Origin of the sequence: Stenotrophomonas maltophilia, from assembly GCF_047497515.2 — a bacterium.
GTDB lineage: Bacteria > Pseudomonadota > Gammaproteobacteria > Xanthomonadales > Xanthomonadaceae > Stenotrophomonas.
Genome location: NZ_JAXAXL020000017.1, coordinates 60,317 through 87,208, shown reverse-complemented (window position 1 = coordinate 87,208; position 26,892 = coordinate 60,317). Strand labels below are relative to the sequence as shown.

General features: G+C 67.8%; 27 protein-coding genes. 15 read left to right on the top strand and 12 right to left on the bottom strand.

What is annotated here, in order from left to right:
- Window positions 1-348 precede the first annotated feature (348 nt).
- A complete protein-coding gene (locus ACMZPQ_RS19115; RefSeq protein ID WP_197582972.1) occupies window positions 349-1,173 on the bottom strand; it encodes a helix-turn-helix transcriptional regulator in 825 nt (274 codons plus the stop codon).
- Complete coding sequence (locus ACMZPQ_RS19110) at window positions 1,170-1,874, bottom strand: VIT1/CCC1 transporter family protein (RefSeq protein WP_197582973.1); 705 nt, start codon at window positions 1,872-1,874, stop codon at window positions 1,170-1,172. Before ACMZPQ_RS19110 ends, ACMZPQ_RS19115 begins: the two co-directional genes overlap by 4 nt.
- Window positions 1,875-2,026: 152 nt before the next feature.
- On the opposite strand from ACMZPQ_RS19110, the gene ACMZPQ_RS19105 reads away from it, so the two are divergent.
- Window positions 2,027-3,391 (top strand): glutamate--cysteine ligase, encoded by a 1,365-nt coding sequence (locus tag ACMZPQ_RS19105; protein WP_008265020.1) that lies wholly within the window; start codon window positions 2,027-2,029, stop codon window positions 3,389-3,391.
- 89 nt (window positions 3,392-3,480) lie between these two features.
- Here the strand turns inward: ACMZPQ_RS19105 and ACMZPQ_RS19100 are convergent, their stop codons facing one another.
- Entirely contained in the window at window positions 3,481-4,539 is a 1,059-nt protein-coding gene (locus ACMZPQ_RS19100) for an alcohol dehydrogenase catalytic domain-containing protein (protein WP_197582974.1), read from the bottom strand.
- Between the two features lie 107 nt (window positions 4,540-4,646).
- Between ACMZPQ_RS19100 and ACMZPQ_RS19095 the strand changes: the two genes are divergently transcribed.
- Window positions 4,647-5,531, top strand: coding sequence for a LysR substrate-binding domain-containing protein (locus ACMZPQ_RS19095; RefSeq protein WP_197582975.1), 885 nt, complete (start codon window positions 4,647-4,649; stop codon window positions 5,529-5,531).
- A 127-nt stretch (window positions 5,532-5,658) separates the two neighbouring features.
- Here ACMZPQ_RS19095 and ACMZPQ_RS19090 read toward each other — a convergent pair whose 3' ends face one another.
- Window positions 5,659-6,312, bottom strand: a complete 654-nt coding sequence (locus ACMZPQ_RS19090; RefSeq protein WP_197582976.1) for a TetR family transcriptional regulator — start codon at window positions 6,310-6,312, stop codon at window positions 5,659-5,661.
- 84 nt (window positions 6,313-6,396) lie between these two features.
- On the opposite strand from ACMZPQ_RS19090, the gene ACMZPQ_RS19085 reads away from it, so the two are divergent.
- Window positions 6,397-7,092, top strand: a complete 696-nt coding sequence (locus ACMZPQ_RS19085; protein ID WP_197582977.1) for a DAPG hydrolase family protein — start codon at window positions 6,397-6,399, stop codon at window positions 7,090-7,092.
- A 48-nt stretch (window positions 7,093-7,140) separates the two neighbouring features.
- Here ACMZPQ_RS19085 and ACMZPQ_RS19080 read toward each other — a convergent pair whose 3' ends face one another.
- On the bottom strand, window positions 7,141-8,244 hold the full coding sequence (locus ACMZPQ_RS19080; protein ID WP_197582978.1) for an alkene reductase: 1,104 nt from the start codon (window positions 8,242-8,244) through the stop codon (window positions 7,141-7,143).
- Window positions 8,245-8,374: 130 nt separating this feature from the next.
- Between ACMZPQ_RS19080 and ACMZPQ_RS19075 the strand changes: the two genes are divergently transcribed.
- From ACMZPQ_RS19075 to ACMZPQ_RS19050, 6 genes are all read left to right on the top strand, one after another.
- A complete protein-coding gene (locus ACMZPQ_RS19075) occupies window positions 8,375-9,280 on the top strand; it encodes a LysR substrate-binding domain-containing protein (protein ID WP_197582988.1) in 906 nt (301 codons plus the stop codon).
- 70 nt (window positions 9,281-9,350) lie between these two features.
- The gene (gene frmR, locus ACMZPQ_RS19070) at window positions 9,351-9,626 is read left to right on the top strand and encodes a formaldehyde-responsive transcriptional repressor FrmR (RefSeq protein WP_005411009.1); all 276 of its coding nucleotides are present in this window, start codon (window positions 9,351-9,353) and stop codon (window positions 9,624-9,626) included.
- 58 nt (window positions 9,627-9,684) lie between these two features.
- The gene (locus ACMZPQ_RS19065; RefSeq protein WP_197582979.1) at window positions 9,685-10,794 is read left to right on the top strand and encodes an S-(hydroxymethyl)glutathione dehydrogenase/class III alcohol dehydrogenase; all 1,110 of its coding nucleotides are present in this window, start codon (window positions 9,685-9,687) and stop codon (window positions 10,792-10,794) included.
- A gap of 8 nt (window positions 10,795-10,802) precedes the next feature.
- On the top strand, window positions 10,803-11,147 hold the full coding sequence (locus ACMZPQ_RS19060; protein ID WP_197582980.1) for a YqcC family protein: 345 nt from the start codon (window positions 10,803-10,805) through the stop codon (window positions 11,145-11,147).
- A gap of 22 nt (window positions 11,148-11,169) precedes the next feature.
- Window positions 11,170-12,000: an S-formylglutathione hydrolase gene (fghA, locus tag ACMZPQ_RS19055; protein ID WP_197582981.1), complete on the top strand. Its 831-nt coding sequence runs from the start codon at window positions 11,170-11,172 to the stop codon at window positions 11,998-12,000.
- Between the two features lie 186 nt (window positions 12,001-12,186).
- The gene (locus ACMZPQ_RS19050) at window positions 12,187-13,632 is read left to right on the top strand and encodes a GGDEF domain-containing protein (RefSeq protein WP_197582982.1); all 1,446 of its coding nucleotides are present in this window, start codon (window positions 12,187-12,189) and stop codon (window positions 13,630-13,632) included.
- 69 nt (window positions 13,633-13,701) lie between these two features.
- Here the strand turns inward: ACMZPQ_RS19050 and ACMZPQ_RS19045 are convergent, their stop codons facing one another.
- Entirely contained in the window at window positions 13,702-14,148 is a 447-nt protein-coding gene (locus ACMZPQ_RS19045; RefSeq protein ID WP_197582983.1) for a universal stress protein, read from the bottom strand.
- A gap of 141 nt (window positions 14,149-14,289) precedes the next feature.
- Here ACMZPQ_RS19045 and ACMZPQ_RS19040 point away from each other — a divergent pair, with 141 nt between their 5' ends.
- The 4 genes from ACMZPQ_RS19040 (at window position 14,290) to ACMZPQ_RS19025 (ending at window position 19,404) form a co-directional block, all read left to right on the top strand.
- Window positions 14,290-15,198, top strand: coding sequence for a LysR substrate-binding domain-containing protein (locus ACMZPQ_RS19040; RefSeq protein WP_197582984.1), 909 nt, complete (start codon window positions 14,290-14,292; stop codon window positions 15,196-15,198).
- A gap of 176 nt (window positions 15,199-15,374) precedes the next feature.
- On the top strand, window positions 15,375-16,889 hold the full coding sequence (locus ACMZPQ_RS19035) for an MFS transporter (RefSeq protein ID WP_197582985.1): 1,515 nt from the start codon (window positions 15,375-15,377) through the stop codon (window positions 16,887-16,889).
- A 23-nt stretch (window positions 16,890-16,912) separates the two neighbouring features.
- Window positions 16,913-17,995 carry an HlyD family secretion protein gene (locus ACMZPQ_RS19030; protein WP_197582986.1) on the top strand — a complete coding sequence of 361 codons (1,083 nt, stop codon included), beginning with the start codon at window positions 16,913-16,915 and terminating at the stop codon, window positions 17,993-17,995.
- Window positions 17,992-19,404, top strand: coding sequence for an efflux transporter outer membrane subunit (locus tag ACMZPQ_RS19025; RefSeq protein WP_197582987.1), 1,413 nt, complete (start codon window positions 17,992-17,994; stop codon window positions 19,402-19,404). The genes ACMZPQ_RS19030 and ACMZPQ_RS19025 overlap by 4 nt, the downstream gene beginning before the upstream one ends.
- A 112-nt stretch (window positions 19,405-19,516) precedes the next feature.
- On the opposite strand, the gene ACMZPQ_RS19020 is transcribed toward ACMZPQ_RS19025, so the two are convergent.
- From ACMZPQ_RS19020 to ACMZPQ_RS19000, 5 genes are all read right to left on the bottom strand, one after another.
- On the bottom strand, window positions 19,517-19,855 hold the full coding sequence (locus ACMZPQ_RS19020; RefSeq protein ID WP_197582370.1) for a hypothetical protein: 339 nt from the start codon (window positions 19,853-19,855) through the stop codon (window positions 19,517-19,519).
- Window positions 19,856-19,932: 77 nt separating this feature from the next.
- Window positions 19,933-20,874 carry a DegV family protein gene (locus tag ACMZPQ_RS19015; protein WP_197582369.1) on the bottom strand — a complete coding sequence of 314 codons (942 nt, stop codon included), beginning with the start codon at window positions 20,872-20,874 and terminating at the stop codon, window positions 19,933-19,935.
- 95 nt (window positions 20,875-20,969) lie between these two features.
- Window positions 20,970-21,602, bottom strand: coding sequence for a 2-hydroxychromene-2-carboxylate isomerase (locus ACMZPQ_RS19010; RefSeq protein ID WP_197582368.1), 633 nt, complete (start codon window positions 21,600-21,602; stop codon window positions 20,970-20,972).
- A 20-nt stretch (window positions 21,603-21,622) separates the two neighbouring features.
- Window positions 21,623-22,885 carry an amidohydrolase family protein gene (locus ACMZPQ_RS19005; RefSeq protein ID WP_197582367.1) on the bottom strand — a complete coding sequence of 421 codons (1,263 nt, stop codon included), beginning with the start codon at window positions 22,883-22,885 and terminating at the stop codon, window positions 21,623-21,625.
- Complete coding sequence (locus ACMZPQ_RS19000; protein WP_197582366.1) at window positions 22,885-24,294, bottom strand: amidohydrolase; 1,410 nt, start codon at window positions 24,292-24,294, stop codon at window positions 22,885-22,887. Before ACMZPQ_RS19000 ends, ACMZPQ_RS19005 begins: the two co-directional genes overlap by 1 nt.
- A 156-nt stretch (window positions 24,295-24,450) precedes the next feature.
- Here ACMZPQ_RS19000 and ACMZPQ_RS18995 point away from each other — a divergent pair, with 156 nt between their 5' ends.
- Both ACMZPQ_RS18995 and ACMZPQ_RS18990 read left to right on the top strand, forming a co-directional pair.
- Window positions 24,451-25,227 (top strand): AMP nucleosidase, encoded by a 777-nt coding sequence (locus ACMZPQ_RS18995; protein WP_005414446.1) that lies wholly within the window; start codon window positions 24,451-24,453, stop codon window positions 25,225-25,227.
- Window positions 25,228-25,270: 43 nt separating this feature from the next.
- A complete protein-coding gene (locus ACMZPQ_RS18990) occupies window positions 25,271-25,810 on the top strand; it encodes a DUF924 family protein (protein WP_197582365.1) in 540 nt (179 codons plus the stop codon).
- A gap of 73 nt (window positions 25,811-25,883) precedes the next feature.
- Here the strand turns inward: ACMZPQ_RS18990 and grxD are convergent, their stop codons facing one another.
- Window positions 25,884-26,810: a Grx4 family monothiol glutaredoxin gene (gene grxD, locus ACMZPQ_RS18985; RefSeq protein WP_197582364.1), complete on the bottom strand. Its 927-nt coding sequence runs from the start codon at window positions 26,808-26,810 to the stop codon at window positions 25,884-25,886.
- Window positions 26,811-26,892 lie beyond the last annotated feature (82 nt).

The following is a 26,892-nucleotide window of genomic DNA, read 5'->3' as shown; positions in this document are numbered from 1 at the left end:
CCCGCCTTCGACAGATTTCTGCGATCTGTCGGAATGGCGCTCTGCTCTGGTGGGTGTCGACCTTGGTCGACACGGTAGATCTGACCCAAATTTGATTATCGATATCCGACAGAACAGATGTGTCGACCAAGGTCGACACCTACCAACAGCACACGGAATCCGTCAGAGGTGGGGCGGTGTCGGAGTGCGGGGTGTCAGCCGCATGGATGCGGCTGCCAAGCCCCCAGGGATGGGTTCACGGCGTCCCCGCACTCCGGCACCGCCCCGCCATCCCACGGAATGCATGGCTGTTGCTTTGGCTCTTGCTGTTGCTTCGGCGGGTGCAGGGCGCAGCCCTGCCGAACCCCCTTAAATGTCTGTCGGTGCCAACCCGTACTGCTCGGCGAAGCGCTTGCTGAAACTGGCCGCAGACCGGTAACCCGCGCGCGCGGCGACGGTCTTCAACGGCAGGTCGGTGGTGTACAGCAGCTGCATGCCATGCGCCAGGCGAGCTTCCGTAAGCAGCTGGCGCAGGCTGGTGTGCTCGGCAGCAAGGCGGCGACGCAGGGTTGCGCCGCTCAGCGCGAACTGTTCTTCCACATCACGCGATTGCCAGTCGCGCGCCGGTTCGGCGGCAATGCGGTCGCGGATCTGTTCGCCCAGTCTCGGTGCCTGCGGCAGCAGCAGGTTGCCGTGGCCCTGCCGGCACAGGGTCAGCACCAGCGAGGCCAGGGCCAGACGTGCCTCGCTGTAGCGGCCCTCCTGCAGCGACTGCCGCCACTGGCGCAGCACCATGCCATGTTCGATCAATGGCAACCGCGCCATCGCCGGGCCAGGGCGGGGCAGTTCCTCGTTCCACAACGTGCGCGCTGCTGCCAGCACTTCGGCGCACAGCGGCACGATCGCGCTGAGGTAGCGGCCACTGCACGGATCGGGGCTGTTGACCACGTCGATGCGGCAGCGCTGGGTCAGCAGCAGGATGTCGCCGGGCACGAACTCCAGCGACTGATGTGCGGTGCGCACCTGCTTGCGGCCTTCCAGCAGGATCGCGAACTGCGGTTGCGGAATCTCCACCGAGCTGGCGCCATGCTCGCGGCGCGCGGTGATGCAGGCATAGCCTTCGGCGCGTTCGCAGCCGGCCAGGCTGGCCATTTCAGCCAGCAGCGCGGAGGCGGGCGGCAGCATGATGGTCATGACACGTGGGCGCCGAGCAGGCGGCCGACGCCGCCGGCGGCAGCCATCGCCAAGGCGCCCCAGAACATCACCCGGACAGCGCCGCGCACGGGCGGCGCACCACCGGCCTGCGCCGCCATCGCGCCGGTCAGGCACAGGCCGAGCAGGGTGCTGGCGGTGGTCATCATCACCACCTTGTCGACCGGTGCGAGCAGGGCGGTCAGTACCGGCAGCGCGGCACCACAGGTGAATGCCCCGGCCGAGGCCAGCGCCGCCTGCAGTGGGCGGGCGCGCAGGGTGTCGGTGATGCCCAGCTCGTCGCGGGCGTGCGCGCCCAGCGCGTCGTGGGCGGTGAGCTGCTCGGCGACCTGCCGCGCCAGCGCCGGGTCCAGGCCACGATGGCGATAGATCGCACTCAGCTCTTCCAGCTCACTGTGCGGGTCTTCGTGCAGTTCGCGTTTTTCCGCGGCGAGGTCGGCTTCTTCGGTGTCGGCCTGGGTCTGCACCGAGACATACTCACCGGCGGCCATCGACATTGCGCCGGCTACCGTGCCAGCGACCCCGGTGGCCAGGATCGTACTGGCCGAAGCGCCGCTGGCGGCCACGCCGACCACCAGGCCGGCCACCGAGACGATACCGTCGTTGGCGCCCAGTACGGCGGCGCGCAGCCAGCCGACACGGTCGGAGCGGTGCAGTTCGGGGTGTCGTGAATGGCGACTCATGGCCGTGAGTGTACGAGGGTCAAGAGGGCGTCGGTAGGATGCTGAAACCCGTCACCGTCGCATGACGCGGCGGAGTGCCACGCTATAGTGCGCCCTTGCGATGGAAGGCCCTGGGCCCCACATCCCCTGCCACTGTCCAGCGAGTCCTCCCCTTGTCGAGCCCCAGCCACGTCGCCGATACGCCCATTACCGACCGCTCGCAGCTGGTTGCGGAGATCGCCTCCGGCGAGAAGCCCCGTGCGCAGTGGCGCATCGGTACCGAGCACGAGAAGTTCGGGTTCCGCCTGGATGACCTGCGTCCGCCGACCTTCGAAGGCGAGCGCGGCATCGAAGCGCTGCTCAAGGGCCTGGTCCGCTTCGGCTGGCAGCCGGTGCAGGAGAACGGCAACACCATTGCCCTGCTGCGTGACGGTGCCTCGGTGACGCTGGAACCGGCCGGCCAGCTGGAGCTGTCCGGTGCGGCGCTGGAAACCATCCACCAGACCTGCGTGGAAACCGGCACCCATCTGAACGAAGTGGCGCAGGTGGCCGGCGAACTGCAGCTGGGTTTCCTCGGCATGGGCTTCCAGCCGAAGTGGAAGCGCGATGAAATGCCGTGGATGCCGAAGGGCCGCTACAAGATCATGCGTTCGTACATGCCCAAGGTCGGCTCGCTGGGCCTGGACATGATGACCCGCACCTGCACCGTGCAGGTGAACCTGGATTACGCCAGCGAAGCGGACATGGTGAAGAAGTTCCGCGTGTCGCTGGCGCTGCAGCCGATCGCCACCGCGCTGTTCGCCGATTCGCCGTTCACCGAAGGCCAGCCGAACGGCTACCTGAGCTATCGCTCGCATATCTGGACCGACACCGATGCCGACCGTACCGGCATGCTCGACTTCGTGTTCGAGGAGGGCTTCGGCTACGAGCGCTATGTCGATTACCTGCTCGACGTGCCGATGTACTTCTCCTACCGCGATGGCATCTACCACGACGCCAGCGGGCAGAGCTTCCGCGACTTTATGCAGGGCAAGCTGCCGGTGCTGCCGGGTGCGTTGCCGACCCTGCGCGACTGGTCGGACCACACCACCACCGCGTTCCCGGAAGTGCGCCTGAAGAAGTACCTGGAAATGCGTGGCGCCGACGGTGGCCCGTGGAGCCGGCTGTGTGCGCTGCCGGCGTTCTGGGTCGGCCTGCTGTACGACGACACCGCCCTGGATGCGGCCTGGGATCTGGTGCGTGACTTCAGCCTGGCTGAGCGTCATGCGCTGCGCGACGGCGTGCCGAAGCATGCGATGAACCTGCCGTTCCGTACCGGCACGGTGCGCGACCTGGCCCGCGAAGCGGTGAAGATTTCGGTGGAAGGCCTCAAGCGCCGCGCGGCGCGCAATGCCGACGGCCAGGACGAGAGCAAGTTCCTGGACGTGCTGCAGGAAATCGTCGAGTCCGGGTTGACCCCGGCCGAGCGCAAGCTGGCGCTGTTCCATGGCCGCTGGCACGGCGACGTCGATCCGGTGTTCCGCGAGTTCGCTTATTGATGATGTTGGGTGGGTGCCGACCTTGGTCGGCACGCGATGGAAAAAACCCCGGCATTGCCGGGGTTTTTCATTTTTACATCTGCCTTGGATCAGGCGGCGTTCTTCATCGTCGCCATGTCGATCACGAAGCGGTAGCGCACATCGTTCTTCGCCATACGCTCCCAGGCGTCGTTGACGTTCTTGATGTCGATCATCTCGACGTCGCTGACGATGCCGTGTTCGGCACAGAAGTCCATCATTTCCTGGGTCTCGGCCATGCCGCCGATCGCCGAACCGGTCAGGTGCTTGCGACCGAAGATCACGCTGCCACCGGTCAGCGGCGGGTCCAGTTCGGTCAGCACGCCGACCAGGCACATGGTGGCCTCGCGCTTGAGCAGGCCCATGTACGGGTTGGTGTCATGGCCGACCGGGATGGTGTTGAGCAGGAAGTCGAAGCTGCCCGCGTGCGCCTTCATCTGTGCGGCATCGCGTGACACCAGCACTTCGTCGGCACCCAGGCGCTTGGCATCGGCACCCTTTTCCGGCGTGGTGGTGATCATCACCACGTGCGCGCCGAGCGCCTTGGCGAACTTCACGCCCATGTGGCCCAGGCCCCCGAGGCCGATCACGCCGACCTTCTGGCCCGGGCCCACCTTCCAGTGGCGCAGCGGCGACCAGGTGGTGATGCCAGCACACAGCAGCGGCGCGGCGGCCTTCAGGTCGAGGGTATCGGACACCTTCACCACGAAGCGCTGTTCGACCACCACGTGGTCGGAATAGCCGCCGTAGGTCGGTGCGCCGCTTTCACGCTCGCGGCCGTTGTAGGTCCAGGTCGCGCCTTCTGCGCAGTACTGCTCCAGGTCGTGCTCGCAGGCGTCGCAGTGGCGGCAGGAGTCGACCATGCAGCCGACGCCGGCGTGGTCGCCGACCTTGAAGCGGGTGACGTTGCTGCCGACTTCGGTGACGCGGCCGATGATCTCGTGGCCCGGCACCATCGGGTAGATCGAGCCACCCCAGTCGTCGCGGGCCTGGTGCAGGTCGGAGTGGCAGATGCCGCTGTAGAGGATCTCGATACGGACATCGTCCGGCCCGACCGCGCGGCGTTCGAATTCGTAGGGAATCAGCGGGTCGGTATGTGAATGGGCGGCGTAACCACGGGCGAGGGACATGGGGAATCCTTGGCAGGGTTTGTCGAAAGGCGTTTTACAATACGCCCCGCACCCAGCAGCAAGAAGCCCGGATATCGGCATGATTCATCAAGTGAAACTGCACAATCGTGGCCACTGACAATCTCTCCCACCTGGCTGCCTTTGCCGCGGTCGCGCGTCACCGCAGCTTCCGCCGCGCCGGTGCCGAGCTGGCGCTGTCGACCTCGGCGGTTAGCTATGCGATCCGCGCGCTGGAGGAACGGCTGGGGGTGGGCCTGTTCCATCGCACCACCCGCAGCGTGGCCCTGACCGAGGCCGGGCAGCGCCTGCTGGAACGGCTGCAGCCGGCCCTGGGCCAGGTGCACGACGCGCTGGAAGAGATGAACCAGTTCCGCGCCGCCCCGGCCGGCCTGCTGCGCATCAACGCCACCCGCGCAGCAGTTTCGACCCAGTTGGGGCCACGGCTGGCGCGCTTCCTGCACGCGCACCCGGACGTGCGGGTGGAACTGACCGAAAACGATGGCCTGGTCGATATCGTTGCCGAAGGCTACGACGCCGGCGTGCGCCTGCATGAGTTCATCCCCGAGGACATGGTGGCCGTGCCGATGGGGCCGCCGCTGCGCGGGCTGATCGTCGGCGCGCCGGACTATCTGCGGCGGCGTCCAGCGCCGCAGCATCCGCGCGACCTGGCCACGCACGAGTGCATCCGCTTCCGCTTCGCCAGCGGGCATCTGTACAAGTGGCAGTTCGAGCGCGAGGGGCAAGCGCTGGAAATCGATGTGCCGGGACGGCTGACGCTGGGAGAGCAGGGCACCGTGGTCGGCGCCGTGCTCGATGGCATCGGCCTGGCTTACGTGCTGGAAGACACCGCGCGGCCGTACATCGAATCGGGGCAGATGGTGGCGGTGCTGGAAGACTGGAGCGAACCGTTCGCCGGCTTTGCGCTGTACTACCCGAAGCAGCGGCAGATGCCAGGCGCGCTGCGCGCATTCGTGGACATGCTGCGCGAATGAGTCGTGGCGGATCGCATCCACGCATGGCGTGGATCTACTGACCATCGCCGCATGGAGATGTTGCCCCCCGCGATGCATGGACGCCGTCGCACACGGTAGATCCACGCCATGCGTGGATGGCGCCAGGCTACGGGCGCTGCAACACCGGCGCCAACAACACCAGGCAATCACGCAGATGCACCTCCACTGGTGCGTCTTCGGCCACCACGCCGATCACGCGTTCGCGCAGCGGTTCGGCCACGGCCATCGCCAGGATCAGCCTTGCCGTGCACGCGGGGTCTGCATCGCGCAGCAGCCCTCGCTGTTGTTGCCGCGTCAGCCAGTCGGCCAGCAGCACGCGGCCACGTTCGATGCCGTTGTCCAGATAGGCCTGCAGCAGCGCGTCCTTGCCGGGGAAGTCGGTGGCGAGCAGGCGGAACACCTGCACCGCCTGCGCCGACAGCGCCTGTGCGCAGACTGCCTGCAGGATCGCGTGCAGCAGCGGCAGCACTTCGTCGGCGTTGCGGGCATCACGGTGCAGCTGCGGCGCGAAGCCGTCGGTCCACTCGCGCACCGCCAACCCCACCAGTGCCTCGCGGTTGCTGGCATGGCGGTACACGGTCTTCTTCGCGACCCCGGCATGCGCCGCCACCGCTTCGATGGTGGTCGCCTCATAACCCTGTGCCAGCAGCAGTTCCAGGGTGGCCTGCAGTACCGCATGGCGGACTTCGGCTTCCGGTCGCGCGGGGCGGCCGCGGCGACGGGGCGGCGTTGTGGGCTCGGGCAGGGTGGTGCTGTTCATTGCGCCCCATCTTACCGCATTCGATTAATTGCGAAACGGTCGGCGTTTCCATATTTACGAGTCCCCAACCCACAGGAGACTTCGATGGATACCGCTGTGAACGCGCGCGCCTGGCTGGACCACCACGATCTGCTGGACCCGGCGCCGATGCGCCTGGAAACCGGCATCCAGCGCCGCGAAGACGGCACCCTGCTGGTGGCGGTGCGTACCGATCTGCACGGCTGCAAGGGCCGCATGCTGGACTGGTGGTTCACCTTCTTCGAGACCACCCAGCACATCCGCTGGTGGCATCCGGTCGACCATGTCGAGCATCGCGGTTGGGACGAGATGTGGCAGCGCGGGCGCAGCTATCACGGTGCCAGCATCCATGCGGTGGAATCGCTGGCCGACATTCCGCCGGTGGCGGCGCGGCTGAAGTTCCATGACCCGCGCACGTTGCTGGTGCCCGAGCGCCTGCAGGTGGCGCAGGATGCTGGTGCTGTGTCGGCGGTGATCGCCGCACGCATCGGTTTTGGTGATCACGTGCGCCTGGATGCGCACGGCGACCCCTGCGATGGCCAGATGCTGCACGTCGCGCGCGATACGTCGTTCGGCTGCGTGCTGCGCAGCCGCTTCGTACTCGGCTTGGACAGCGCCGAGCCGCAGCGCGATGCCAGCGATGCGGTCGGACTGGGCCTGCTCAAGCACTGCTACACCGAGTTCAGTTTCCTCTCGCGCCTGCTGCCGTCGCTGTACTACGGCGAGCGCGCCAACGGTGAGGCGGTGCCGTTGCCGTGGTGAAAGCCGGGCTGGTCATTCGGCCAGCCCGCATCCACGCATGGCGTGGATCTACTGTGCGCGCGGGTAATCGAGATAGCCGGCTTCACCGCCGCCGTAATAGGTGTTGCGGTCCGGCGTGGCCAGCGCAATGTCGTGCTGAAGGCGCTCGACCAGATCCGGGTTGGCGATGAACGGCTGGCCAAATGCGGCCAGATCGATGGTGCCGGCCTCGACCAGCTGCAGGGCGCGCTCGCGGGTCATGCCGCCAGCCAGGATCAGCGTGCCGCCGTAGGCCTGCTTGAACCGCTGCAGGAATGCCTCGCCCAACACCGATTCACCCTGCTGCAGGTTGTCGTTGAGGTGCACGTAGGCCAGCCCGCGCTTGCCCAGTTCTTCGGCCAGGTACAGATAGGTGGCTTCGTTGTCGGGGTAGAACGGCATGTCGAAGGTGAGGTTGTTCGGCGCCAGCCGCACGCCGATGCGGTGCGCGCCGATGCGTTCGGCCATCGCATCCACCGTTTCCAGGATCAACCGCGCACGGTTCGGCAGCGAGCCACCGTAGCGGTCCTCGCGCTGGTTGATGAGCGGGTTGAGGAACTGTTCGAACAGGTAGCCGTTGGCGGCATGCAGTTCGATGCCGTCGAAGCCGGCGGCGATCGCGTTGTCGGCGCCGCGCACGAAGTCCTCGACGATGCCGGGAATCTCGGCCGTATCCAGCGCACGCGCCGGGGTGGGATCGGCATGGCCGCGGCTGCCGTCGTCCAGGTACACGAACGAGGTGTTCTTCGGTGCGCTGGCGACCGGGCGGGTGCCGGCGCTGACCGGCTGGCCGCCGTCGGGCTGCAAGGAGGCATGTGACATGCGGCCGACGTGCCAGAGCTGGGCGAAGATCGTGCCCTGCACGGCGTGTACCGCCTCGGTGACCTGCTTCCAACCCGCCACCTGTTCGGCCGACCAGATGCCCGGTACGTCGATGTAGCCCTGGCCCTGAGGCGAGACCGGCGTGCCTTCGCTGATGATCAGGCCGGCGCTGGCACGCTGCCGGTAGTACTGCGCGGTGAGGTCGTTGGCGACCGATCCGGGGTTGCGGGCACGGGTCATCGGCGCCATCGCGATGCGGTTGCGCAGGGCGGTGCCTGCCAGGTTGAACGGGTGGAACAGGGCAGCGGTCATGTCGGTCATCTCGGTGCGGGGGAGGGGCGCCAGCGGCGCCATGCACACAGGATGGAGTTGACATGCAGGCGCATAAAGCGCTTCGATTTCCCTCGGTGCGGGACTATTTGTCCCTAATGAGGGCTTGAAGATGCTGCCGCTGGAATCCTTGAATGGCCTGGTCACGTTCGTCACCACGGCCCGCTCGGGCAGTTTCACCGAGGCCGCCGATGCGCTGGGCATCTCGCGCTCGGCGGTGGGCAAGGCCATCGCCCGGCTCGAAGCGCGGTTGGGCGTGCGCCTGTTCCACCGCACCACGCGGCGCATTGCGCTGACCACCGATGGCGAGGCCTATTACGCTTCGTGTGCGGCAGCGCTGGAAGAAATCTCCGCGGCCGAGGCCTGCCTGGGCTCGGCCGGCCTGCCCAGTGGGCGGCTGCGCATCGACATGCCATCCTCGTTCGGGCGGCTGGTGGTGCTGCCGGTGCTGTTGCGCCTGTGCCGGCACTACCCGGACCTGCAGCTGACGATGACCTTCACCGATCACTTCGTCGATCCCGTCGAGGAAGGCATCGACCTGCTGATCCGCTTTGGCGGCCTGCACCAGGCCGAGCATCTGGTGGCGCGCCGGCTGGGGCGCCAACGCCTGGTCACCTGTGCATCGCCAGAGTACCTGAAAGCGCACGGCACCCCGCAAACCGTGGAGGAACTGGCACAGCACCGCAGCATCGTCGGTTTCCGCCACGGCCAGCCGGTGGCGTGGCGCATCGGCAGTGATGATGCCGAAGGAACTTTCATCCCCAACGCGGCCTACCAGCTCAACGACGGCGATGCGGTGATCGACGGCGCCATCGCCGGGCTGGGCATCTGCCAGATGCCGGAGTCGCTGGTCCGCCGTCACCTGCAATCCGGTGCGCTGCAATCGCTGCTGGACGCGCACATGCAGCGGCACATCGACATCCACGCGCTGTGGCCGCCAACCCGCCACCTGCGGCCGAAAGTGCGCTACGTGGTGGATGAACTGACCCGGTTGGCGGGTGAGGGGCTGTTCGATTGAGCCCGGCGGATTGAGTGCGGTGGCGGGGTGTGTATACTATCCCCCAGTATAGTTCCGAGGTGGCCCCGCCATGCCGCACTCCCCCGAAGAGAAAAAGAAGGTGCTGGCCCGCGTGCGCCGCATCCGCGGCCAGTGCGATGCGCTGGACCGCGCGCTGGAGGCTGGCGCCGACTGTGGGCCGGTGCTGCAGCAGATCGCCGCCATCCGCGGCGCGGTCAATGGCCTGATGTCCGAGGTGATGGAGGCGCATCTGCGCGAGGAATTCGGCCAGCCCGCCGCCTCTGACGAACAACGCGCCGAACGCGTGCGCGACATGAGCGCGTTGATCCGCTCGTACCTGAAATAAACGACGGCGCAACAGTGCGCCGCCCATCCTGTCATTGCCTGTCTTTGGAGAAGCCACCATGAAGTCCCGTGCCGCCGTCGCCTTTGGTCCCGGCCAGCCGCTGCAGATCGTCGAGATCGACGTCGCCCCGCCGAAGAAGGGCGAGGTGCTGGTCAAGATCACCCACACCGGTGTCTGCCACACCGATGCGTTCACCCTGTCCGGCGATGATCCGGAAGGCCTGTTCCCGGTGGTGCTGGGCCATGAAGGCGCGGGCATCGTGGTGGAAGTGGGCGAGGGCGTGACCAGCGTCAAGCCGGGCGACCACGTGATTCCGCTGTACACCGCCGAGTGCGGCGAGTGCCTGTTCTGCAAGAGCGGCAAGACCAACCTGTGCGTGTCGGTGCGTGCCACCCAGGGCAAGGGCGTGATGCCCGACGGCACCAGCCGCTTCAGCTACAACGGCGAGCCGCTGTACCACTACATGGGCTGCTCGACCTTCAGCGAGTACACCGTGGTGGCCGAAGTGTCGCTGGCCAAGATCAATCCGGACGCGAACCCGGAACACGTCTGCCTGCTCGGCTGCGGCGTCACCACCGGCATCGGCGCGGTGCACAACACCGCCAAGGTGCAGGAAGGCGACAGCGTTGCCGTGTTCGGCCTCGGCGGCATCGGCCTGGCGGTGATCCAGGGTGCGCGCCAGGCCAAGGCCGGCCGCATCATCGCGGTCGACACCAACCCGTCCAAGTTCGAACTGGCCCGCGAATTCGGTGCCACCGACTGCATCAACCCGAAGGACTTCGACAAGCCGATCCAGCAGGTCATCGTTGAGATGACCATCTGGGGCGTGGACCACAGCTTCGAGTGCATCGGCAACACCAGCGTGATGCGTGCGGCGCTGGAATGCGCGCACCGTGGGTGGGGCCAGAGCGTGGTGATCGGCGTGGCCGGTGCCGGCCAGGAGATCTCCACCCGTCCGTTCCAGCTGGTGACCGGCCGCAAGTGGATGGGCACTGCCTTCGGCGGGGTGAAGGGCCGCAGCCAGCTGCCGGGCATGGTCGAGGATGCAATGAAGGGCGACATTGAACTGGCGCCGTTCGTCACCCACACCATGGACCTGGACAAGATCAACGACGCCTTCGACCTGATGCATGAAGGCAAGTCGATCCGTTCGGTGGTCCACTACTGAGCCGCGGCATGGGCTGGCTGGATGCCCTGCGCAGGCCGCGCGCGGAGGACCCGCGCGCGGCCCTGGTCGGACCGATCGAGCAGGCGCTGCGTGCGCTGGGCTGGGTCGAAGGGCCGGTCGGCCCGCCGCGTGCCGTGGATTCAGCGTTCGGTATCGAGGAAATGCCGTTCGAGCATTGGCTGGCGCAGGTGTTCCTACCGCGCCTGCACGAGGCCCGTGCCGACGGCCAGTGGCCGCCGCGCAGCAACGTGGCGGTGGCGGCGTATCGAAACCTGGACGGCCAGCCCGGTGTCGAACCGCTGCTGCGTCTCTTGTCGCAGCTGGACGAATTGATCAACACGCGTGGCGGCTGAAGCCGGCACGCAGGAGAGCCTTATGGAACGCATCGAACATCGCGCCTGTTTCGGTGGCTGGCAGGACGTCTACCGCCATCATTCGACTACGCTGGGCTGCGACATGCAGTTCGCCGTGTACCTGCCGCCGCAGGCAGAGACGCAGACCCTGCCGGTGCTGTACTGGTTGAGCGGGCTGACCTGCACCGAACAGAATTTCATCACCAAGGCGGGCGCACAGCGCTATGCGGCCGAGCACGGCGTGATCCTCGTCGTGCCTGACACCAGCCCGCGCGGCGACGAGGTGGCCGACGCCGAAGGCTACGACCTGGGCAAGGGGGCAGGGTTCTACCTCAATGCCACCGAACAGCCGTGGGCCAGGCACTACCGCATGCACGACTACGTGGTGCACGAACTGCCGGCGCTGATCGAAGTCCGCTTCCCGGCGACCGGCGCGCGTGCCATCAGCGGGCATTCGATGGGCGGACACGGCGCACTGGTGATTGCGCTGCGCAACCCGGGGCGTTACCGCAGCGTATCGGCGTTCTCGCCGATCGTCGCGCCCAGCCAGGTGCCGTGGGGGCAGAAGGCCTTCACCGCCTACCTGGGCGACAACCCGGCTGACTGGGCAGCGTGGGATGCCTGCGCGCTGCTGGCCACTGCCGAAGAGCGCCTGCCGCTGCTGGTCGACCAGGGCGCGGCCGATGAATTCCTGCAGACCCAGCTGCAGCCCGAGCGCCTGCAGCAGGCCTGCGATGCCGCCGGCCACCCGCTGACCCTGCGCCTGCAGCCGGGCTACGACCACAGCTACTACTTCATCGCCAGCTTCATCGGCGAGCACATCGCCCACCACGCGCGCGCCCTGCACGGCTGACGGCTTTTCGGTAGTGCCGGCCGCTGGCCGGCAATCCCGGCGAATCACTGCGCTGCAGGTTGCCGGCCAGCGACCGGCACTACCATGGCGGGCACGCGGCGTGTCGTCTTGCCGCAGTGGATCACACCATCGTGGCGCCCCGCCGGGCTATCGTGCGCCCCAACAGCCTTGCGGATCGGGGGATGCATGCCGGTAGTGCTGGCGCTGCTGTATGTACTCTGCCACGGCCTGGTCCTGGCCTTGTGGCCGGGCGCTGCCGGCGCGGGATCGTTCGTGTTCCTTACCGCAGCACCGCTGCTGGCCGCGGCCGCCTGCCTGTGGCGGGCGCGTCGTGACGGTGCCGCGCTGGGCTGGCGCGCCACCGCGCTGGCCCTGCTGCTGTGGGCGGGCGGCATGGCCTTCAACATGATCGACGCGCTGGGTGCCGGCCGTGCCGATGTCACGCCGCGGGCCAGCCTGCTGTTGTATGTGCTGTACGGCGTGCCGCTGGTGTTCATCCTGGCCCGTGCCCGGCGTGAGCGGCTGAGCATCAGCCTGATCGATGCGGCGATGGCGGCGCTGCTGGGCGTCCTGTTCTTCGTGCATACGCAGTCGTTCGCCAGCCGCATCGACATCGACGATCACGCGATGGCCAACATGCAGCGCATGTTCGACATCCAGAACCTGTGCATCGCCGCCTTTGCCGTGGTGCGCTGGCTGGCCGGCGATGTGTCCGAGCGCCGCACCTTCTTCCGCGCGCTGGCCAAGTACGCCGTCGCCTATCTGCTGGTGGCGTACTACATCAATCACTACACCGAAGAGCAGTCGTTCGGCGCTTACAACGATCTGCTGATCGACCTGCCGTTCCTGCTGCTGGCATTAATGGCGCTGAGCCAGGCGCCGGCGCCCAGCTTCGTGCTGCATCCACGCCTGGCGCGCACGGTGCAGGCCGCCGGCCCGATGATCCTGCCCCTGCTGCTGTTGGTGGTCGGCACGCTGGTGGTGGATCATGCGCGACCGCTGGCGGTCAGCAGCTTCGTGGTGGCGACGCTGGGCTTCGGATTGCGCAGCATCCTGCTGCAGGTCGACCTGATGGAGCGGCAGGCATCGCTGGACCAGCTTGCGCGCCAGGATGGCCTGACCGGTGTGGCCAATCGACGCCAGTTCGACGCGGTCCTGCAGGCCGAATGGAACCGCGCGCGCCGCAGCGGCAGTGAGCTGGCCCTGCTGCTGGTCGATATCGATCACTTCAAGGCGTTCAACGACCAGCACGGGCATCCGGCCGGCGACCGCTGCCTGCAGGCGGTGGCGACGGTGTTGAAGGCCACCGCGGGCCGCGCAGGCGACAGTGTTGCGCGTTACGGCGGCGAGGAATTCGCGGTGATCGTGTCCGGCAGCGCGCTGTCGGGCGTGCTGGCGCTGGCCGAGCGCCTGCGCGAGGCGGTGGAAGTGCTGCCGTTGCCGGAAGGGTCGATCAGCATCAGTGTTGGCGTGGGTTACCTGCACCCCCCTGCGCTGGCCAGCGCCGACCAGTTGCTGGCCGATGCCGACGCCGGCCTGTACGCCGCCAAGCGAGCCGGCCGCAACCAGGTGGTGCTGCACGCGCATGTGCTGGATGACGAAGGCAACGAGCACGGCACGATGGACTGTTGAGCGCAACGCGGACCGCGCCAAGGCGCATCGCGGTCAACGCTGCCGCAGCGGAACGAGGCGCCAGGGTTGCTAGGACTGCGCGTCGCGGGTTTCGACCAGCACCGGGCAGGGCGCGTGGTCGATGGTCCATTGCCCGATCGAAGGCTCGAACAGGCGTTGCAGGCGGGACAGGTGGCGGTGGCCGATCACGATCAGGTCGCAGTGCAGGCGCCGGGCCTGTTCGCTGATGACTTCGCCGGGCTCGCCGGAGGGAATCTGCGCGATGGCATCGACGCCGCGTTCGCGCAGCTCGGCCAGGGCTTCGGACAGCACCGCTTCGGCGCGCGCGCGCTGGCGTGCGGCTTCCGGGTATTCGATGCGGTCGGCCTCGCTGGCATCGGCGGCCAGCGCGAACTCGGGGTCGAGCACGCACAGCAGGTGCAGGCGGCTGCGTGGGCCGGCGAGGGCCGCCGCCAGATCCAGCACACGTGCGTGCTGGGGGCCGCCGTCGAGGGCGACCAGCAGGGTATGGAACATGGAAGTCTCCTTGGCAGGCCGGGGATGGTCGCCGATGTCGCCGCGCGCACCCATGCCGTGCGGTGCAGGCAATACGTGCGTGATACGCAATCGATTTTGACGTGGAGTGTCGTAGAGTCATTCCACCCGTAGGAGACTGCCATGCCCTTGCCCGATCTCAACCTGCTGCTGGCCCTGGATATCCTGCTGGACGAAGGCAGCGTCGCTGGAGCGGCTCGGCGCATGAATCTGAGCGCGCCCGCGATGAGCCGCACGCTGGGGCGGATCCGCGACGCGTTGGGCGACCCGGTGCTGGTACGCGCCGGCCGCGGCCTGGCGCCGACGCCGCGCGCGCTGGAACTGCGCGAGCAGGTGCGCGACGTGATCGAGCAGGCCCATCGGGTGTTCAACGAAGGGCGTGAGGTGGACATCCAGACCTTGGAACGTACCTTCAGCATCCGCGCCAACGACGTGTTCATCGGCAGCTACGGCGGCCGCCTGCGGGACGTGTTCCGCCAGCAGGCGCCAGGCTGCACGCTGCGGTTCATGCCCGAAGGCGATACCGACGATGACGCGATGGTGCAGGGCCGGATCGACCTGTATGTCAGCACCGCCGGCAAGCACACGCAGGAAACCAAGGTGCAGAACCTGTTCACCACGGCCCTGCTGGGCGCAGCGCGCAAGGATCACCCGCTGTTCGACGGCGATATCACCGCCGAACGGTTTGCTGCCTGCGACCACATCGCCGTCTCGCGGCGCGGCATCGCGCATGGGCCGATCGACGACGAACTGGCACAGCTGGGCCTGCAGCGGCGAGTGGCGATGGTCATCCCCACCTTCCATGGCGCGATCTTTGCTGCAGCCGCCTCGGACCTGGTGCTGCCGCAGATGCCCAGCGTGATGCTCGATCGCATCGCCTACATGGGGCTGCCACTGCGCATGTTCCCGTTGCCGGTGCCGGTACGCACGGTGGCGCTGGTGCAGGCTTGGCACCCGCGCATGGACAACGACCCGGCGCACCGCTGGTTGCGCCGGGCGATCAAGAGCATGTGCGACGCCGACGCTGTGTAATCGTCTGCCGACCAACGGTCGGCGCCCACCCATCCCCGTGCGTCCAGCGCACGCCTGGCATCGCATCCACGCCATTTTTCGCAGCAGTGGGCCTGCCTAGACTGCGCTCCCCACATTCTCGGAGCGCACGCCATGTCGCTTCACCTGCCGTGCGCTGCACGGATCGGCCCGCGCCCATGAGCGCGATCACCGTGCCACAGGCTCCGGCCGCCCCGCGTGCCCCCGCGTTCGATCGCCGCATCGTGGTCGGGCTGTGCGGCGTGCTGCTGGTGGTGTTGCTGTCCGGCTTCAACGAGAACGTCACCAAGGTCGCGCTGGCCGACATCCGCGGCGCGATGGGATTCAGTGCCGATGACGGCAATTGGATCACCGGCATCTACAGCGCCATGTCGGTCAGCGCGATGGCCTTCGCGCCCTGGTGCGCGGCCACCTTTTCGCTTCGCCGCTTCGGCCTGGTGATGATCGCCGCCTTCATGCTGCTGGGGGTGCTGTGCCCGCTGGCACCGAACCTGCCGACTTTCCTGCTGCTGCGCGCGTTGCAGGGCCTGGCCGGTGGTGCGCTGCCGCCGCTGCTGATGAGCGTGGCGCTGCGCTTCCTGCCGCCGGGCATCAAGCTGTACGGCCTGGCGGGCTACGCGCTCACCGCAACGTTCGGGCCGAGCATGGGCACGCCGCTGGCCGCGCTGTGGGTCGAGCACGCGGGTTGGCAGTTCGCGTTCTGGCAGATCGTGCCGTTCTGCGTGGCCGGCATGGTGATGGTCGGCTGGGGCCTGCCGCAGGACCCGATGCGCCTGGAACGCTTTGCCCAGTTCAACGGCGTGGGCCTGGCCCTGGGGCTGCCGGCGCTGGTGATGCTGGTGCTGGGCCTGACCCAGGGCGCGCGCCTGAACTGGTTCGATTCGCCGTTGATTACGGTGTTGTTGGGCGGCGGTACCGGCCTGCTGGTGTTGTTCTTCGTCAACGAGTGGTTCCACCCGCTGCCGTTCTTCAAGCTGCAACTGCTGGCCCATCGCAATCTCGGCTATTCGCTGGTCACCTGCGTGGGCGTGCTGTTCGTACTGCTGGCAGTCATCTCCATCCCCTCCGGCTTCCTCGCCAGCGTGCAGGGCTATCGCCCGCTGCAGACCGCGCCGATGTTGTTGTGGGTGGCGCTGCCGCAGGCCATTGCGTTGCCGCTGGTGGCTGCGCTGATGAACCAGCGTGCGGTGGACTGCCGCTGGGTGCAGGCGGCCGGGCTGTTGCTGCTGGCGGCGGCGTGCCTCATGGGCGCACAGCTGGATGTGCAGTGGAACCGCGACACGTTCCTGTGGGTGCAGCTGCTGCAGGTGGTGGCGCAGCCGATGGCGGTACTGCCGTTGCTGCTGCTGGCGACCACCGGCCTGGCGCCGCAGGACGGGCCCTATGCTTCGGCCTGGTTCAACACCGTCAAAGGCTTTTCGGCGGTGTTTGCCGGTGGCGTGCTTGATGCGATCGGACAGTCACGGCGCCACCTCCATTCCACTGCGCTGGTCGACCACCTGGGCAACCAGCCGTGGTTGCCCGCCAGCGCCGATCTGCCTGCGCGCCTGCATGCCCAGGTGCAGGCGCTTACCTCGGCGGACCTGTACTGGCTGGTCGCGCTGGTGGCCCTGGGCTGCCTGCCGCTGCTGCCGTGGGCCACCCGTGTCCATCCGCCACGTGCCGTGGCCTGACCCTCACCCGCAAGGACTCCCCCATGAGCCTCAACAAGACAACCCTCAACACCGGCCTTGTGCTGGGCGTGCTGGCCCTGGCCGTCGGCAGCTGGCTGCTGCTGCGCGACGGCCGCTACCAGCGCACCGACAACGCCTACGTCAATGCGGATTTCACCGTGGTTGCACCGAAGGTGGCCGGCTTCGTCAGCAGCGTCGAGGTGGACGACAACCAAGCCGTGAAGGCCGGCGACGTGCTGGCCCGCATCGACGACCGCGACTACCAGGTCGCCCTGCAGGCGGCGCGTGCCGACCTCACCAACGCGCGTGCGCAACTGGCCAACGCACAGGCCGCACTGGCCCAGCAGGGCTCGCTGATCGAACAGGCCAGGGCCAGCGTTGATGTCAGCCGTTCCGAACTGAGCCTGGCCAGCGCCGACCAGCAGCGCTACCGCGAACTGGCCCGCGATGGCGCCGGCACCGTACAGAACGCGCAGCAGGCGCAGTCGAAGCAGGCGGTGGCCAGTGCGCACCTGCAGCAGGGCCAGGCCGCACTGTCGACCGCACGCCAGCGCACCGACATCCTCAGTGCCGGCGTGCAGGCCGCGCAGGCCGCGGTACAACGCGCCGAAGCCGCGCAGGCGCGTGCCGAACTGGATCTGTCGCATACCGTGCTGCGTGCGCCGATCGAGGGCATGGTCGGCCGCCGCGCGGTACGCGTCGGCGCCTACCTGACCCCGGGAACGCCGGTGGCCGCGGTGGTGCCACTGAAGCGTGCGTTCGTGGTCGCCAACTTCCAGGAAACGCAGATGACCCGCATGCAGGCCGGCCAACAGGTCGAACTGAAGGTGGACGTGTTTCCGGGCACGCCACTGCGCGGCCACATCGACAGCATCGCACCGGCGACTGGGGTTACCTTTGCCGCCGTCGCGCCGGAAAACGCCACCGGCAACTTCACCAAGGTGGTGCAGCGCATTCCGGTGAAGATCGTGCTGGAGCCGGGCCAGCCGCTGCTGGAGCAGCTGCGTGCCGGCATGTCGGTGGAGGCCCGCGTTGACCTGGACAGCCGCGTGCGCGTGCAGAGCGCACAGCGCGTGCAGGAACGCACGGGCGGGGAGGGCGCATGAGCGCTGGCAGCATGTTCCGAACCCTCGTTGCGGCCACCCTGTGCACGGCGCTGGCCGCCTGCACGATGGGCCCGGACTTCGTACGCCCGCAGGCAGAACTGCCCAGCCACTGGCAAGGCGAGGTTGTAATCGGCACTACGATTGATCAGGACGCCGCCTGGTGGGCCGGCTTCGACGATCCGCTGCTGGGCCAGCTGGCCAGCCAGGTGCTGGCGGCCAACCTGGACCTTCAGCTGGCCGCCAACCGGGTGCAGCAGAGTCGCGCCGCACGCGGTGTCACCGCGGCCGACCGCCTGCCCAGCGTCAGCGCAACCGCCAGCGGCCTGCGTGCACGCAACAGCGAAGTGGGCTTGAGCGACCCGTCCGGCAACGGCGGGCGCGAGGACTACGGGCTGTTCCAGGCCGGCATCGGCCTGAGCTGGGAACTGGACCTGTGGGGGCGTGTGCGCCGCCAGGTGGAAGCGGCCGATGCACGCGTGCAGATGGCTGAAGAAGACGCGCATGCGGTGCGCATCGCGCTGCTGGCGGAAACCGCGCGTGACTATCTGCAACTGCGGGCGACGCGGCAGTTGCGAGCGATCACCGAGGACAATCTGGGCATCGCCCACGGTATCAAGCGCCTGACCGAGGCACGCCAGCGCCAGGGCGTGGCCAGCACCCTGCAGGTGTCCAGCGCCGCGGCGCAGGTGGCCTCGCTGCAGGCGCGCATCGCGCCGCTGCAGCATCGTGAATCGCAGCTGCGCAATGCGCTGGCGTTCCTGCTGGCACAACCACCGCAGGCGCTGGACGCACCGCTGCAGGACGCGCGCCGTGACTGGCCGGCGTTGCCGGCGGTGGCGGTGGGCGTGCCCAGCGAACTGGCCGAACGTCGCCCGGACATCCGTCGTGCCGAAGCCGCCCTGCATGCGGCGACGGCGGGCATCGGCGTGGCCAGGGCCAGCTTCCTGCCGCGCATCACCTTGAATGGCGATGCCGGTTTCCAGGCCAGGCAGCTGGATGACCTGGACGGTTGGAATGCGCACCGTTTCAGCATCGGGCCGTCGATCAGCCTGCCGATCTTCCAGGGCGGCCGCTTGAAGGCCAACCTCGCGTTGAGCAAGCTGCAGCAGCAACAGTCGGCGTTGCAGTTCCGCCGCACCGTGCTGCAGGCGTGGCATGAAGTGGACGATGCCATCGATGGCTACGCGGCCGAGCAGCAGCGCAGCGTGCAGCTGCATGTGGCGGTGGACGAAAGCGAGACGGCATTGGGTGCGGCGCGCCGGCAGTACCAGGCCGGCGTGGTCGACATGCTGGACGTGCTGACGATCCAGCGCATCGCGCTGGACAACCAGGCCGCGCTGGCCAACAGCCAGGCCACCGCGGCGATTGCACGGGTGGAGCTTTACCGCGCGCTGGGCGGTGGCTGGTAGTGCCGGCCGCTGGCCGGCACCTTCATCGGTTCTGCAGTTGCCGGCCAGCGGCCGGCACTACCGTGTGACCCGGTAGTTGCCAACCAAGGTTGGCATCTACCCGAGCCAGGCTTCAACGCACGTCGCGCAGTTCCCAGTGGTGGCCGGCCAGCAGGCGCAGGCGCTGCTTGAACACGTCACTGTCGATGCGGGTGGTGGCCACCAGGTTGATGCGCAGGTCCTTCTGCTCACCGGTCACGGTGGCATCCGGGTCGGTGGCACCCCACTGCGGTTCCACCGCATCCGGATCGGGTTGCTTGGCCTTCCAGCGCTCGAACAGCGTGCCGTTGCGCAGGGCGTCCTGCAGCTCTTCGGCGAAACCGGCGGCGCCCTGCGAATGGAAGGACAGGTCAGGGTCGTTGCCGCGGGCCTTGGACGGGTCGGGCAGGCTGATGTGGTACTGCGCAGGCATGGAGTTCTCCTTGAAGTGTGGCAAGGCTGGCACAAACGCGGTGGAATCGATGTGCAGATTCCAGTCGTCGCCAGCCCTCATTCGAACCGATGCGGTCCATCGGCAAAGCCCACGGTGACCGCGCCCTTGCCGACATTGACCATGCCGGTCAGGCTCATCACCGATTCGTACACGGTCACGCCGTGGCCGGCGCAGACGTCCTTGAGCTGTGCATAGCCGGGCAGGGTACGCAGCTCCTCCAGTTCGCCACCGTAACTGACGCATACGGTGGGGGTCATCAGCCCGGCACGCACGCGCTGGCCGACCACGGCGAACAGCTTCTGCACCGCGTTGTCGAAGCCCTTGATCTTGGCCACCGGCCCGGTCTCGCCGCGGTAGCCGTGCAGCACCGGCTTGATGTCCAGCGCGCTGCCCAGCGCGGCACTGAGCAGGCCGACGCTGCGGTCGCCCTTGTGCCGCGCGCGTGCGCGCATGTAGTACAGATCGCGGGTGACCATGTAGCCGTGCACGTTGCCGGCCAGTTCCTCCAGTCGCTCGCGGATCTGCTGCACGCTGGCGTTGCTGTCGCGCAGGCGTACTGCTTCCACCGCGGTCACCGCCTGTGCGGCGAACAGGTTCTGGGTATCGAGCACGCGCAGCGCGAACGGCGAGTTGTAGCCCGCCGCCTGCCGCACCGGCTTGTAGTCGTTGAGGATGGCGAAGCTGGCCTGCAGCGCGTTGTCGTGGATCGGGCTGCGGGTCTTGGTGATGGTCATGCAGAACACGTGGTCGTAATCGATCACCAGTTGCTGCAGGAACAGGTCGCGGATCTGGTTGACGCTGAAGGGGATGGTCTCCGCTTCAGCGCCATGCTCGGCCACATGGGCGTGCAGGAAACTCAGTGTGGCCTGCTCATCGCGGTGATCGGCCAGCACGGCTTCGCCGATGCGGACGGTGATCGGCAGCAGCACGATGTTGTGCTCGGCAATGAAATCCTGCGGCAGGTCGCAGGCCGAGTCGACGACGATTCCGATGCGCATCCGCGGCTCCCCCTCCAGGGCGGTTGTAGGTTCGGAAACGTGAAATCTATCTCAAAACCTGGCGTGGCGCGCAAGGGAAACACGCCACGCCCTGTTCAGCGATTGCGCTGCACCGCGACCGGGAGGTGGTCCAGGCGTTGCCATTCGGGCTGCTGCAGCAGGGCGGGATCGGCCAGCACGGCCGCCATCAACGGGTGGGCGTCGTTGCCCCAGAACAGTTCCTGGTCGATGGCCAGGGTCGGGACCCCGAATACGCCCGCACTGATCGCGGCATCCGTGTTGCGGCGCAGCTGCTCCTTCACCGCCGGATCGGCAATGGCGACCGCGACATCATCAATCCCCAGCTGCGCACCCGGTTCGCGCAGGGCTTCGGCGCTGTCACCGGCATGGCCATCGCGCCAGATCCAGTTGAACAGCACGTCCACCGCCTGTGTACTGGCGCCGGCGGCCAGGCACAGGCGCAGCGCCGACAACGGATTGAACGGATGGCCGGGCGGGAAGCGCATCGGCGTGCCCTCGGCCTGCGCGGTCCACTGCAGGTGGCGGTACGCGAAGCGCCGCTTGGCCGGAATCTCCGCCGGGCCCAGGTTGCCCAGATGATGCAGCACCGCACCAAAGGCGATCGGTACGGCCTGGATCTGTGCGAACTGCGGCAGCTGCTTCAGCTTCTGCCAGTGCAGGTAGGAATACGGCGAGACGAAATCGAAATACCAGCGCAGCGTTGCCATGGGTGTCTGCTCCAATGCGATCAGGGTTGCGCGTTGCGTTGCAGGTAGCGGTCGCGCAGGTCGGTCTGGCGCGAGCGCATCGGCATCGCGCGGCCGCCCAGCCAGACCTGTTCGGCATAGTGCGCCACGTCCAGCGGGTCGCCTTCCCACAGCACCAGGTCGGCACGCTTGCCCGGCTCGATGCTGCCGATCTGGTCGGCCACGCCGAACGCCTGTGCGGGGACCCGGGTCAGGCCGGCCAGGCCGTCGGCCCACGGCAGGCCATTGGCCACCGCATTGCCCGCCAGTTGGCGCATCTTGCGGGCGTTGTGGGTGGCATCGCCACGCTGCACGAACGACACCGCGACGCCGGCGCGCTGCAGGCGCGCCGCGTTTTCCAGGGTAGCGCCAATCTGGTCGAAGCTGGCCGGCAGGTTGGCCAGCACATCAACGAACACGGGCACGTGGGCAGCGGCCAGTTCCGGCGCCACCTGCCACGCTTCGCTGGCACCGGCAATGGCGATCTTCACCTTCTCGCGCGCGGCCCAGCGCAGCAGCTGGCGGATGTCCGAGGCACGATCGACCTCCACCACGATGCGGCCCTGGCCGGCCAGATAGCGGCTGAGCGTACGGCGCCCGGCCGCGGTCAACAGCGCGTGCGGCGAATCCGCTGCGACCTGGCCGCGTGCTTCGTCCACCATCTGCTGCAGCAGCATCCATTGCGCGGCGCGCGAATGGCCGGTCAGTTCCGACGCCGCTGCGCCGATGCGCAGGAACAGGGCGCGCGAGCCGATCGGGTCGACGCTGCCATCCAGCCGCATCACCCCGCCCTGGCCGGCCACGAAGCCGCCACCGGTGGCGGCACCGAGCGCGGTGAAGCCGATGCCTTCCAGCCGCGTCACCGGAATCAGTACCGAGGCCGGGTTGTAGGCCAGGGTGACGTCGAATTCCGGGCGCAGCGGCTGCTCGCCGAGCTTGAGCGAACTGTCCACCGTGCTCGATTCACCCGAGACCTCTTCGATGCCGGTCTCGGTGATGCCACCGAACAGGGCCGGGGTCAGCGGCCGGCCGTTGGCTTCGACCACGGTGGCACCGGCCGGCGCGGACAGGCCGGGGCCGACCGCGCGGATGATGCCGCCCTGGACCAGCACATCGGCGTTCTGCAGGCTGCCGCGCGCGCTGGCGGTGTGCACCGTGGCATTGCGCACCAGCAGGTCCTGCGCCGTTGCCGTGGTTGCCAGCAGCAACAGCGCAACCACCGTAGCGCCGGACCATGCCCGGCGACGCTCATTCAACGCGCGCATCAGCGCACCTCCTGGCCAAGCTGGAAATCGGAACGCGGCGTGGCCGCCGGCGCGCTGCGGTCGTACAGCCGGCGGCCATCGATGAAGACCTGCTCGGCCAGTGCATACGAGCTGAAGGGATTGCCGTTCCACACCACCACGTCGGCCATCTTGCCGGCTTCCAGGGTGCCGGTCTGGCCCTCGATGCCCAACGCCTTGGCGGCGTTGGCGGTCATCCAGGTGATGGCATGTTCGGGCGTGATCTCCGGCATGCGTGCACGTCGCGCCGAGGCCATCACCTTGGCCGCTTCCTGGTTCAGGCGCTGGATGCCTTCGGGCGAATCGGAGTGGACGATGGCACAGCTGTTCTTCGGCCGGTCGACCAGCGCGATGTTCTCCGGGATACCGTCGAAGGCCTCCATCTTGAAGCCCCACCAGTCGGCCCACAGTGCGCCGCAGACGCCGTCGGCGGCCAGCCGGTCGGCCAGCTTGTAGGCCTCCACGCCGTGGTGGAACGCGGCCACCTTGAAGCCGAACTCCTTGGCCAGGTCGAGCATGGTGGCCATTTCGTCGGCGCGGTAGCAGTGGATGTGCACGCGGATGTCGCCTTCGATGGCGCCGGCCAGCGTGTCCAGCTTGAGATCGCGCTTGCCACCGGCGTCACCGGCGCTGTCGCCCTTGTCGCTGCCGAACCAGCCCTTGCGCTTGGCCGGCTTGGGCGTGTTCTTGGCGATGTAGTCGGCGGCATCGATGAAGGCGGCGCGGTAGCCGGCCACGTTGCCCATGCGCGTGGACGGCGCCACGCCCTTGCCTTCGCCGTAGACACGCTTGGGGTTCTCGCCGCAGGCCATTTTCAGGCCCCACGGCGCGCCGGGGAACTTCATCGCCTGATAGGTGATGGCCGGTACGTTCTTCAGGGTCACGCCACGGCCACCGACCAGGTTGGCCGAGCCGGGCAGCACCTGCATGCTGGTCACGCCGCCGGCCAGCGCCGTGGCAAAACCCGGGTCCTGTGGCCATACCGAGTGCTCGGCCCAGACATTGGCGGTAACCGGCGCGGTGACCTCGTTGCCGTCGCTGTGCGCGCCGACGCCCGGGCTGGGGTAGACGCCCAGGTGCGAGTGCACGTCGATCAGGCCGGGGGTGACCCACTTGCCCTGCGCATCGATGCGGGTAATGCCGGCATCGGCCTGCAGCTGGCGCCCGACGGCGACGATGCGCCCCTCGCGCAGCAGCACATCGGCGTTGTCCAGGCGCTGCCCGGTGCCGGTCAGCACGGTGGCGTTCTGGATCAGCACCGGCGCATCGGGATGTGCCTGGTAGGTGCTGGGGTAGGGGTCGGCGACGAAGCGCGAGGCGCCCACCGCCGGTGCCGTGCTCAATGAAAGCAGGGCCAGCGCCACCCCGGCGCGCAACAATGTCGATGCCATGCAGTTCCCCCGTGTGGCTTGATCCAACCGTCGAAGCTAGCCGGGGCGCGGTGGGCTTGCCAAGTGACCTTCTTCACAGGCTGGACGGCGGCGGCTCGACGGCATCGCCTGCCTGGCCGAAAATAGCCGGTCCCCCGCCGTGCCGGACCTACGCCCATGAAGAGCAAGCAGGAAATCGTCGACAACTGGCTGCCGCGCTATACCGGCGTGCCCCTGGACCAGTTCGGCCAGCACATCCTGCTGACCAACTTCGGCGGCTACCTGCACACCTTTTCCGAGCTGACCGGCGCGCCCGTCATCGGCCTGGACCGGCCGATGGCCAGTGCCACCATCGACGGCATCACCATGATCAACTTCGGCATGGGCAGCCCCAATGCCGCGATCATCATGGACCTGCTGTCGGCGGTGATGCCCAAGGCGGTGCTGTTCCTGGGCAAGTGCGGCGGGCTCAAGCGCAAGAACCAGCTGGGCGACCTGGTGCTGCCGATCGCGGCGATCCGCGGCGAGGGCACCTCGGGCGACTACCTGCCGCCGGAAGTGCCGGCGCTGCCGGCGTTCGCGCTGCAGCGTGCGGTCTCGACCATGATCCGCGACCTTGGCCATGATTACTGGACCGGCACCGTCTACACCACCAACCGCCGGGTCTGGGAGCACGACGAGGCCTTCAAGGAACGGCTGCGGGCGATGCGCTGCATGGCCATCGACATGGAAACGGCCACGGTGTTCGCCGCCGGCTTCGCCAACCACATTCCCAGCGGCGCGCTGCTGCTGGTGTCGGACCAGCCGATGATCCCCGATGGGGTCAAGACCGAGGCCTCCGACGCCAAGGTCAGCTCCCAGTTCGTGGAAAACCATATCCAGATCGGCATCGAGGCGCTTAAGCTTATCCGGCGCAACGGCAAGTCGGTCCGCCACCTGCGCTTTGACGAATGATGATGATGGCCTGGCGCGGCGCGCCGGCCCTGGGGAGTAGGTGATGGACGTTGCCGCGCAAGTGGTGGAATTCTGGAAGGAGGCGGGCCCTGCAAAGTGGTTCGCCCGCGACGATGCGTTCGACGCGCAGTTCCGCCGGTTGTTCCTGGATGAGCATTTCGCTGCGGCGTCGCGCGCGCGCGAGCATTGGCTGGGCAGCGCCGAGGGCGCGCTGGCCTTGATGCTGCTGCTGGACCAGTTCCCGCGCAACTGCTTCCGTGGCACCGCCCATTCCTACGCCACCGATGGCCTGGCCCGGCATTACGCCATGCGTGCGATCGAGGAAGGGCTGGACCTGCAGCTGGTGCCGAAGCTGCGCGCCTTCATCTACCTGCCGTTCGAGCACTCCGAGGATCCGCTGGACCAGGACCGTTCGGTGGCGATGTTCGACGTGCTGGGTGACAAGGAATACCTGCAGTACGCCGAACTGCACCGCGACATCATCCGCCGCTTCGGGCGTTTCCCGCACCGCAACGCCGTGCTGGGCCGCATTCCCAGCCCGGAAGAGCTGGACTACCTGGCCGAAGGCGGGTTTGCGGGGTAGATCCACGCCATGCGTGGATGCAAAAAAACGCCGGCGTTCGCCGGCGTTTTTCCTAGGTTTCAACCGCTGCCGATCAGTACTTCGGCACGCCGTTGTCCACCTCGTCCGACCAGGCGTTGATGCCGCCGGTGACGTTGAACACCTTGGTGAAGCCCAGCGCACGGAACTGCTCGGCAGCCTGCGCGCTGCGGCCACCGTGGTGGCACATGAAGGCCAGTGCGGTGTCCTTCGGCAGGGCTTCCAGTGCGGCGCGGCCGTTGCCGTCGAAGCTCTTGAACGGCACGCCCACCGCGGCGATGGCGCGTTCGTCGGCCGGGCGCACGTCCACCAGGGTGATGTTGCCGGCGCGCACCAGGTCGTCGGCATCGCGCACGCTGATTTCCTGCACCGGCTTGGGCGCGTTCGGGTTGTCGATGGCCAGGCCCTTGCCGCGGATGTCGTCCACCCAGTCGATGGTGATGCCGTTGGCGCGACGGGCGCTGGCCAGGTCGAACTGCACGCGCAGGCCGTTGGACTCGGCGGCGATCGCGCCCTCGTCGTGCGGGGCCAGCTGGAAGTTCGGCTGGAAGCCGGCGTCGATGGTCAGCTGCAGGGCAGCGCCCGGGGCATCCGCCAGCGCGCCCTTCAGCATTTCCACGGCGGCCGGGGTGACGGTGATGCTCGGCGGGGTGCGGTCCGGTGCGGCCAGTCCCAGCACGCTGCTCAGCTCGCCACTGGCGGCCATCTGCAGCACGATGTCACTGCCGCCGACCAGCTCGCCATCGATATACAGCTGCGGGATGGTCGGCCAGTCACCGTAGGCCTTGATGCCCTCACGGATTTCCTGGTCGGCCAGCACGTTGACGTGGGCGAACTCGACGCCCAGGTCCTGCAGCGCGCCCACGGCCTTGGCCGAGAAACCACACTGCGGCATCGACGGCTGGCCCTTCATGAACAGCACGACGCGGTTGGCGTTGAGGATGGATTCGATGCGCGAGCGCAGGGCAGGATCGAGGGACATGGACGTCGGGGTTCCGGGAATTCGAATCACCAATTCTAACCTCCGCGGCCCCATGCGGGATGAGCAGGGCAGGAACATTGCG

What these genes read in the sequence shown, in the direction of transcription:
- ACMZPQ_RS19115 (WP_197582972.1), bottom strand. Translation starts at nt 1,173, where the DNA reads ATGACCATCATGCTGCCGCCCGCCTCCGCGCTGCTGGCTGAAATGGCC.
- ACMZPQ_RS19110 (WP_197582973.1), bottom strand. Translation starts at nt 1,874, where the DNA reads ATGAGTCGCCATTCACGACACCCCGAACTGCACCGCTCCGACCGTGTC.
- ACMZPQ_RS19100 (WP_197582974.1), bottom strand. Translation starts at nt 4,539, where the DNA reads ATGTCCCTCGCCCGTGGTTACGCCGCCCATTCACATACCGACCCGCTG.
- ACMZPQ_RS19090 (WP_197582976.1), bottom strand. Translation starts at nt 6,312, where the DNA reads ATGAACAGCACCACCCTGCCCGAGCCCACAACGCCGCCCCGTCGCCGC.
- ACMZPQ_RS19085 (WP_197582977.1), top strand. Translation starts at nt 6,397, where the DNA reads ATGGATACCGCTGTGAACGCGCGCGCCTGGCTGGACCACCACGATCTG.
- ACMZPQ_RS19080 (WP_197582978.1), bottom strand. Translation starts at nt 8,244, where the DNA reads ATGACCGCTGCCCTGTTCCACCCGTTCAACCTGGCAGGCACCGCCCTG.
- ACMZPQ_RS19075 (WP_197582988.1), top strand. Translation starts at nt 8,375, where the DNA reads ATGCTGCCGCTGGAATCCTTGAATGGCCTGGTCACGTTCGTCACCACG.
- frmR (WP_005411009.1), top strand. Translation starts at nt 9,351, where the DNA reads ATGCCGCACTCCCCCGAAGAGAAAAAGAAGGTGCTGGCCCGCGTGCGC.
- ACMZPQ_RS19065 (WP_197582979.1), top strand. Translation starts at nt 9,685, where the DNA reads ATGAAGTCCCGTGCCGCCGTCGCCTTTGGTCCCGGCCAGCCGCTGCAG.
- ACMZPQ_RS19060 (WP_197582980.1), top strand. Translation starts at nt 10,803, where the DNA reads ATGGGCTGGCTGGATGCCCTGCGCAGGCCGCGCGCGGAGGACCCGCGC.
- fghA (WP_197582981.1), top strand. Translation starts at nt 11,170, where the DNA reads ATGGAACGCATCGAACATCGCGCCTGTTTCGGTGGCTGGCAGGACGTC.
- ACMZPQ_RS19050 (WP_197582982.1), top strand. Translation starts at nt 12,187, where the DNA reads ATGCCGGTAGTGCTGGCGCTGCTGTATGTACTCTGCCACGGCCTGGTC.
- ACMZPQ_RS19045 (WP_197582983.1), bottom strand. Translation starts at nt 14,148, where the DNA reads ATGTTCCATACCCTGCTGGTCGCCCTCGACGGCGGCCCCCAGCACGCA.
- ACMZPQ_RS19040 (WP_197582984.1), top strand. Translation starts at nt 14,290, where the DNA reads ATGCCCTTGCCCGATCTCAACCTGCTGCTGGCCCTGGATATCCTGCTG.
- ACMZPQ_RS19035 (WP_197582985.1), top strand. Translation starts at nt 15,375, where the DNA reads ATGAGCGCGATCACCGTGCCACAGGCTCCGGCCGCCCCGCGTGCCCCC.
- ACMZPQ_RS19030 (WP_197582986.1), top strand. Translation starts at nt 16,913, where the DNA reads ATGAGCCTCAACAAGACAACCCTCAACACCGGCCTTGTGCTGGGCGTG.
- ACMZPQ_RS19025 (WP_197582987.1), top strand. Translation starts at nt 17,992, where the DNA reads ATGAGCGCTGGCAGCATGTTCCGAACCCTCGTTGCGGCCACCCTGTGC.
- ACMZPQ_RS19020 (WP_197582370.1), bottom strand. Translation starts at nt 19,855, where the DNA reads ATGCCTGCGCAGTACCACATCAGCCTGCCCGACCCGTCCAAGGCCCGC.
- ACMZPQ_RS19015 (WP_197582369.1), bottom strand. Translation starts at nt 20,874, where the DNA reads ATGCGCATCGGAATCGTCGTCGACTCGGCCTGCGACCTGCCGCAGGAT.
- ACMZPQ_RS19010 (WP_197582368.1), bottom strand. Translation starts at nt 21,602, where the DNA reads ATGGCAACGCTGCGCTGGTATTTCGATTTCGTCTCGCCGTATTCCTAC.
- ACMZPQ_RS19005 (WP_197582367.1), bottom strand. Translation starts at nt 22,885, where the DNA reads ATGCGCGCGTTGAATGAGCGTCGCCGGGCATGGTCCGGCGCTACGGTG.
- ACMZPQ_RS19000 (WP_197582366.1), bottom strand. Translation starts at nt 24,294, where the DNA reads ATGGCATCGACATTGTTGCGCGCCGGGGTGGCGCTGGCCCTGCTTTCA.
- ACMZPQ_RS18995 (WP_005414446.1), top strand. Translation starts at nt 24,451, where the DNA reads ATGAAGAGCAAGCAGGAAATCGTCGACAACTGGCTGCCGCGCTATACC.
- ACMZPQ_RS18990 (WP_197582365.1), top strand. Translation starts at nt 25,271, where the DNA reads ATGGACGTTGCCGCGCAAGTGGTGGAATTCTGGAAGGAGGCGGGCCCT.
- grxD (WP_197582364.1), bottom strand. Translation starts at nt 26,810, where the DNA reads ATGTCCCTCGATCCTGCCCTGCGCTCGCGCATCGAATCCATCCTCAAC.